At 72.8% G+C, this 6000-nt stretch carries 6 protein-coding genes and 2 pseudogenes; 5 read left to right on the top strand and 3 right to left on the bottom strand.

The annotated features are described in order from the left end of the window. From ACZ5WK_RS35210 to ACZ5WK_RS35195, 4 genes and pseudogenes are all read left to right on the top strand, one after another. Nucleotides 1–183: pseudogene (locus ACZ5WK_RS35210) on the top strand (thioredoxin-disulfide reductase); the annotation flags it as partial. Nucleotides 184–237: 54 nt separating this feature from the next. Beyond that, nucleotides 238–567 carry a thioredoxin gene (gene trxA / locus ACZ5WK_RS35205; protein WP_465553774.1) on the top strand — a complete coding sequence of 110 codons (330 nt, stop codon included), beginning with the start codon at nt 238–240 and terminating at the stop codon, nt 565–567. A gap of 123 nt (nt 568–690) precedes the next feature. After that, nucleotides 691–1686: a DsbA family protein gene (locus ACZ5WK_RS35200; protein WP_465553772.1), complete on the top strand. Its 996-nt coding sequence runs from the start codon at nt 691–693 to the stop codon at nt 1684–1686. Between the two features lie 118 nt (nt 1687–1804). Further along, entirely contained in the window at nt 1805–2839 is a 1035-nt protein-coding gene (locus ACZ5WK_RS35195) for a zinc-binding alcohol dehydrogenase family protein (RefSeq protein WP_465553770.1), read from the top strand. A gap of 101 nt (nt 2840–2940) precedes the next feature. Here ACZ5WK_RS35195 and ACZ5WK_RS35190 read toward each other — a convergent pair whose 3' ends face one another. Then, on the bottom strand, nt 2941–3159 hold the full coding sequence (locus ACZ5WK_RS35190) for a hypothetical protein (protein WP_465553768.1): 219 nt from the start codon (nt 3157–3159) through the stop codon (nt 2941–2943). 57 nt (nt 3160–3216) lie between these two features. On the opposite strand from ACZ5WK_RS35190, the gene ACZ5WK_RS35185 reads away from it, so the two are divergent. Next, nucleotides 3217–4482, top strand: a complete 1266-nt coding sequence (locus tag ACZ5WK_RS35185; protein ID WP_465553766.1) for an MFS transporter — start codon at nt 3217–3219, stop codon at nt 4480–4482. Nucleotides 4483–4521: 39 nt separating this feature from the next. On the opposite strand, the pseudogene ACZ5WK_RS35180 reads toward ACZ5WK_RS35185, so the two are convergent. Together ACZ5WK_RS35180 and ACZ5WK_RS35175 are read right to left on the bottom strand one after the other, a co-directional pair. After that, nucleotides 4522–4645, bottom strand: a pseudogene (locus ACZ5WK_RS35180) (aminoglycoside phosphotransferase family protein); the annotation flags it as partial. A 352-nt stretch (nt 4646–4997) separates the two neighbouring features. Further along, nucleotides 4998–5990 carry a sigma-70 family RNA polymerase sigma factor gene (locus ACZ5WK_RS35175; protein WP_465553764.1) on the bottom strand — a complete coding sequence of 331 codons (993 nt, stop codon included), beginning with the start codon at nt 5988–5990 and terminating at the stop codon, nt 4998–5000. Nucleotides 5991–6000 lie beyond the last annotated feature (10 nt).

Here is a 6000-nt window from a genome sequence, read left to right as displayed (position 1 = left end):
GCCCCCTCGACCCGGACCAACGTCCCGGGCGTCTTCGGCGCCGGCGACGTCGTGGACCACACCTACCGCCAGGCCATCACCGCCGCCGGCACCGGCGCCTCCGCCGCCCTGGACGCCGAGCGCTACCTGGCCTCGCTGGCCGACCTCGAGGCCCAGGCCGCCATGGTCGCCGTCGCCGTCTGACCACCACCACTCACCCAAACCACCCGACTCACCGACAGATCAAGGACATCTCCCATGGCCGGCACCACCATCACCGCAACCGAGAGCAACTTCGAGGAGCTCGTGTTCCAGAGCGACACGCCCGTCCTGGTCGACTTCTGGGCCACCTGGTGCCCGCCGTGCCGGATGATCGCCCCCACCCTGGAGCAGATCGCCGCCGAGCACGCCGACCGCCTGACGGTCGTGAAGGTCGACATCGACAAGAACCCCGCTCTCGCCGCCCAGTACGGGATCATGTCCATCCCGACCTTGAAGGTCTTCGCCCGTGGCAAGGCCGTCAAGACCATCGTCGGCGCCCTGCCGAAGGACCAGCTCAAGCGAAACCTCGCCGACTTCATCGGCTGACCGCCCCCACGGCCGGCCCCGGTCGTCAACCCGCTCCGCAGGCCGGTGCGGGCGCCCGGCGCCCACACCGGCCTGAACACCCGCACGGCAGGCAAGACCCTCAGAGAGGACATGAGGGCGAAGATGCGCATCGAGATCTGGGCGGACGTCGTCTGCCCCTGGGCCTACATCGGCAAGCGCCGGCTGGAGACGGCCCTCGCCGATCCGGCGCTGTCCGCCCGCGACATCGAGGTCGTCTGGCGCCCCTACCGGATCGACCCGACCGCCCCGGCCCAGGCCCTCCCGGTGGAACCGGCCCAGCGCGACCCGATGGTCGACGACACCGCAGGCCGGTGCGTGGTGGACCCACCGACCACGCAGGGACCGGCGACCGCCGGCGACCGGGTGCCCATCTCCCGCATCGCAGCCGCAGAAGGGCTGGGACCCAACTGGGGCGCGGCCTGGCGATCCAGCAGCCACGACGCCCACCGGCTCCTGGCCCTCGCCCACGAGCACGGCGGCAGCGCACTGCAGGACACCGTGGCCGAGCACCTGATGCGGGCACACTTCGTCGAGGCACACGACATCAGCGCGCGTGACACACTCAGGACCCTTGCGACCGCCGCCGGATTCGCCGAAGCCGCCGCGCTGCTCGACACCGACGCGGCCGACCGCACCGTCCGGGAGCTTCGCCTGATCGGCAAGGCGCGGGGCATCAAGACCTCCCCGACGATCGTCGTCGGAGACCGGGCCCTGGCCGGCGCACAACCACCCGACATCATCGCCGACTTCCTCGCCACCGCAGGCCCGGAACGCGATGTACCCGAAGAGGTCGGGCGCCTGCGGTACGCCGAGTCCCTCCTGGACCTACGGGACCCCCTCGGAGCGCTCACCCTGCTCCAACCGCTGCTCGACGAACACGGCGACGACCTCAACGTACGTCGCCTCGCCGCCCGCGCGTACTTCACCTCCGCCCAGCTCGGCCGCGCCCGGCAAACCCTGGAACAGCTGGTCGCCGACCTGCCGGACGACTCCTACCTCCGGCTCATGCTCGGTCGCACCCTTCAGCGCCTGGACCTGGACGAGCAGGCCGCTCCGCACCTGAAGATCGCTGCCGCCATGACACCGGAATTCGCCTGACCGCCGGCGGCGGATCACCTTCAGCGGCGGATCACCGGAAGCGGCCGATCACCGGCACCCACGACCGCCGAGCCGCAGTTCCCCCCACCCTTCCCGCGCCCGTAAGGACACCCGCACCATGACCGGCCCCCGCCCCGCCACCATGCCTGCCGTCGGATACCTCACCAACCTGCCCATCGAGGACCCTGCGAGCCTGCTCGACCTCGAACTTCCGGTCCCCCAGCCCGGACCGCGCGACCTTCTGGTCCAGGTCGAGGCCATCGCGGTCAACCCCGTGGACTACAAGATCCGCCAGAACGTGGACCCCGGCGGCGAGCCGCGGGTGCTCGGCTGGGACGCGGCCGGCACCGTCGTCGCGGTCGGCGCGGAGGTGACCCTGTTCGAGGTCGGCGATGAGGTCTACTACGCCGGCGCACTCGACCGGCCGGGCGCGAACTCCCGTTTCCACGCCGTGGACGAGCGGCTGGTCGGACTCAAGCCGGCCACCCTCACCTTCGCCGAGGCCGCCGCCCTGCCGCTGACCGCGCTGACAGCCTGGGAGGGCCTGTTCGAGCGCCTGGGACTGCGGTACGGCGCCCTCGACGAGACCGGCACCCTGCTGGTCACAGCCGCTGCGGGCGGGGTCGGCTCGATCGTCGTCCAGCTGGCGCGGACACTGACCGGGCTGACCGTGATCGGCACCGCGTCCCGCCCGGAGTCGGCCGCGTTCGCCCGCCGGATGGGCGCCCACCACGTGATCGACCACCGGCGGCCGCTGGTGGAGCAGTTGACGGAGGTCGCCCCGGGTGGCGTCGACCACGTCTTCAGCACCGCCGCCACCGACCGGTACCTGTCGGCCTACGCCGAGGCGCTCAACCCGTTCGGCCGGATCGTCGCCATCGACGACTTCGACAACCTCGCCATCCGCGCCCTCAAGCCGAAGAGCATCTCCTTCCACTGGGAGTTCATGTACACCCGGTCGATGTTCCACACCGCCGACCAGCAGATGCAGCATCACATCCTGAACCGGGTCGCCCGGCTGGTGGACGCCGGACTGCTCACCACCACCGCGACCCGGGACCTGGGCCCCGTCAACGCAGCCAACCTGCGCGAGGCCCACCGGCTGCAGGAGAACGGGTCGGCGATCGGCAAGACCACACTGACCGGGTTCTGAACCCCAACGGCCCGGAGCCGCCACCCCGGCCCCGGCAGGTCAAAGCCGGACGGTCGCCGGCTCCTCCTCGAAGGACGGGGCGAAGGTCGGCGGCCGCGGCGTCAGGAACTCGGGCAGGGCGCGGCTCTCACCGGCCGGCGACAGCAGCAGCCGCAGGTCCGACGGGCGAGCCGGACGAGCACGGCGCCGCGCCACGGGCCGTGCAGCGGGTAGCGGCCCGGATCGCGCGGCGCCCAGAGGCTGCCCATGACCTGCTGGAGAGGCGAGACGGCGAACCGGGTGTCGGCGAGGCCCTCCATATCGGCGTGGAAACGGATCATTAAGCGGAAAGCTACATCGATTGGCCGGGCCGCCGACATGGCGTGGACTTCCGGACCATGACAGAGCGAAACACCCCGCCCACCGGGCCGGCGGCCGCCCGCCCCGACCGCCGGACGATCCTGCTGCTGGCCCTCGCCTGCGGAGTCGCCGTGGGCAACGTCTACTTCCCCCAGGCGATCAGCCCGCTGATCGCGCAGAGCCTGCGGACGACCCCCGACACTGCGGCCCTGGTCGTCACGGCCACCCAACTCGGCTACACGGCAGGGATCTTCCTCATCGTCCCGCTCGGCGACCGGATCCCGCACCGGCCGCTCATCGCCACCCTGCTCGGCCTCGCCGGCCTCGCGCTGGCCGCCGCCGGCGCCGCACCCGCCCTGCCGCCCCTCGCCGGCGCCGCCGTCCTCGCCGGCGCGGCGACCGTGGCCGCCCCCGTCATCGGCCCGATGGCCGCCGGGCTGGTCGGCGAGGAACGACGCGGGGTCGTCTCCGGCACCCTGCTCAGCGGATCCCTCGGCGGCATGCTGCTCTCCCGCACCCTCGGCGGGCCGCTCGGCGAGTGGCTGGGCTGGCGGGCCCCCTACCTCGCGGCGGCGGCACTCTCCCTGCTCCTCGCCGTCCTGCTCGCCCGGCTGCTCCCGACCACGACCCCGACCTCCCGGCAGAGCTACCCGGCGCTGATCTCCGAACCACTGCGCCTGCTGCGCACCGAACCCGGACTGCGCCGCTCCTGCCTCTGCCAGGCAGCGGCGTTCGGCGCCTTCTCGGCGGTCTGGACCGCCATCGCGCTCCTCCTCACCGGCCCGGCCTACCGGCTGGGCCCACCGGCCGTCGGGGCACTCGCCCTGGTCAACGCGGTGACGATGGTCTGCACACCGCTCGCCGGGCGGCAGGTCGACCGCCGGGGACCGGACGCCGTCACCCTGGTCTGCCTGCTCACCGTCGCCGGCTCGGCGGCCGTCCTGGCGGCCGGCGCCGTCGGCGGCGCGGTCGGGCTCGCTGGCCTGGTGGCGGGCACGCTGCTGCTCGACGTCGGGATGCAGTGCGGGGCGGTCGCCAACCTGGTGCGGATCTACGCGCTGCGCCCCGATGCGCGGAGCAGGCTCAACACCGCGTACATGACCTGCGGCTACCTCGGCGGGACGGTCGGCTCCTGGGCGGGGGCCCATGCCTACCAGGCGGTGGGGTGGCCCGGGGTGTGCGCTGTGGTCGCGGCGGCACCGGCGCTCGCGCTGGCACCGCTCGCGGGCCGGTACGCGCGAGCCGGCCGACTGCCGGCCTCCCCGGTGGCCCGGCAGCAGCACGCGAGGCCCTCCACCCGGTGACCGGCCGGGCAGCGGGTCGGCGCCCCGCACCGCCTGGGCTTAGCCCGGCGCCTCCACCAGGGGCGGTGACGTAGGCATCCAGCCGCTCCTCCACGGCTCGCGTCGTCAGCTCTGTCCTCCGTGCCTCCCGCCATGGCTGCGCCACCGACTGCCCTTCTTCCGAGACGCCAGGCCGTCCCGCACGATGGTCAGCCTCCGCATTTCGGCGGCGATGCCGCCGTGCAGCGCCTCGGTCCTGACGATCCGTTCGCCGGCAAGGACCCCGCCGGCCGGCCCTGGCGGTGATCGTCGGGAGCCCCTCACCGGCGGTCACCGAAGCAGGACCATCATGCAAAGTGGTTCGGATCCAGCTCGGCCGTAGAGCTGACTCTTGATCTTCTTGATGCGGTTCACGGCACTTTCGGCGGGCCCGTCGGCCGGCTGGTTCCGGGCCGAGGAGCGCCGGGCCGCGGCCTCGGCTGCGGCCGGCGGTCACCGGTCTGGCCGGGGTACGCGCATGCGGGAGCGCCGGGCCGTCAGCTCCCGGCGGTCCCGGCGGTCAGCCGCATGGGAAGCCCCCACAGCGGGAAAAGCCGCTCGGTGTCCATGTGGTTGGTCATCGTGCTGATCTTGCCGTCGGTGATTTCCAGCAGCGTGATGCCCCAGGGCGTCCAGCCGTCGCCGTCCTCGGCCGGCCGGTACTGCGCGAACGCGGGGGTGCCGTTCGCCTCCACCCGAATCATCCGCGACCCACGGCACCCGCAGCCCGCGCCGAGCCACCACTCGCCCAGTTCCACCACGCCCCGCACCCACATCTGGTACGGCGGCATGTTGAGGACCGCGTCCTCGTGCAGGAGCCGCCGCAACGCCTCCACGTCCAACGCCTCGAACGCCCTGACGTACCTCGCCAGCAGGGCCTGCTGGGTCTCGTCCAGCGGTTTGAAGGTGTCGGTGTCCGGCACCCCACCGCTGTCGGCGAGAGTCGTCCGGGCCCGCTGCAGCGCGCTGTTCACCGAGGCGACGGAGGCCCCCAGCAGCTCGGCGGTCTCGGCCGCCGACCAGGCCAGCACCTCGCGCAGGATCAGCACCGCGCGCTGGCGCGCCGGAAGCCTCTGCAGCGCGGACACGAACGCCAGCCGGATCGTCTCCCGCCCCACCGCCACCTCGGCCGGATCCCCGGCGAGCACCCGCTTGTCGGGGATCGGCCCGACCCAGACGTTCTCCTCCAGCCGCGCCAGGTCCGGTGCGGTGGCCGAACCCGGCGAGGACAGATCCATCGGCCGGGCCCGGCGCTGGGCCGCCGGAGCCATGTCCAGGCAGACGTTGGTCGCTATCCGGTACAGCCAGGTACGCAGCGCCGAGCGACCCTCGAAGCCCTTGAACTTCGACCAGGCCCGCACCAGCGTCTCCTGGACGGCGTCCTCGGCCTCGAAGGCCGAACCGAGCATCCGGTAGCAGTAGGCCGTCAGCTCCCGGCGGAAGGGCTCGAGCCGGTCGACGACATCATCACGATCATGGATCACAGACACGGCGTCACCC

The sequence above is a fragment of the Kitasatospora sp. NPDC032757 genome (assembly GCF_055579305.1).
The sequence above is the reverse complement of the archived record's forward strand: the minus strand, read 5'-3'. Positions and strand labels throughout refer to the sequence as shown.

Coding starts and splice junctions, on each gene's coding strand:
- ACZ5WK_RS35195 (WP_465553770.1), top strand. CDS start 1,805: ATGACCGGCCCCCGCCCCGCCACCATGCCTGCCGTCGGATACCTCACC.
- ACZ5WK_RS35200 (WP_465553772.1), top strand. CDS start 691: ATGCGCATCGAGATCTGGGCGGACGTCGTCTGCCCCTGGGCCTACATC.
- ACZ5WK_RS35185 (WP_465553766.1), top strand. CDS start 3,217: ATGACAGAGCGAAACACCCCGCCCACCGGGCCGGCGGCCGCCCGCCCC.
- ACZ5WK_RS35190 (WP_465553768.1), bottom strand. CDS start 3,159: ATGATCCGTTTCCACGCCGATATGGAGGGCCTCGCCGACACCCGGTTC.
- trxA (WP_465553774.1), top strand. CDS start 238: ATGGCCGGCACCACCATCACCGCAACCGAGAGCAACTTCGAGGAGCTC.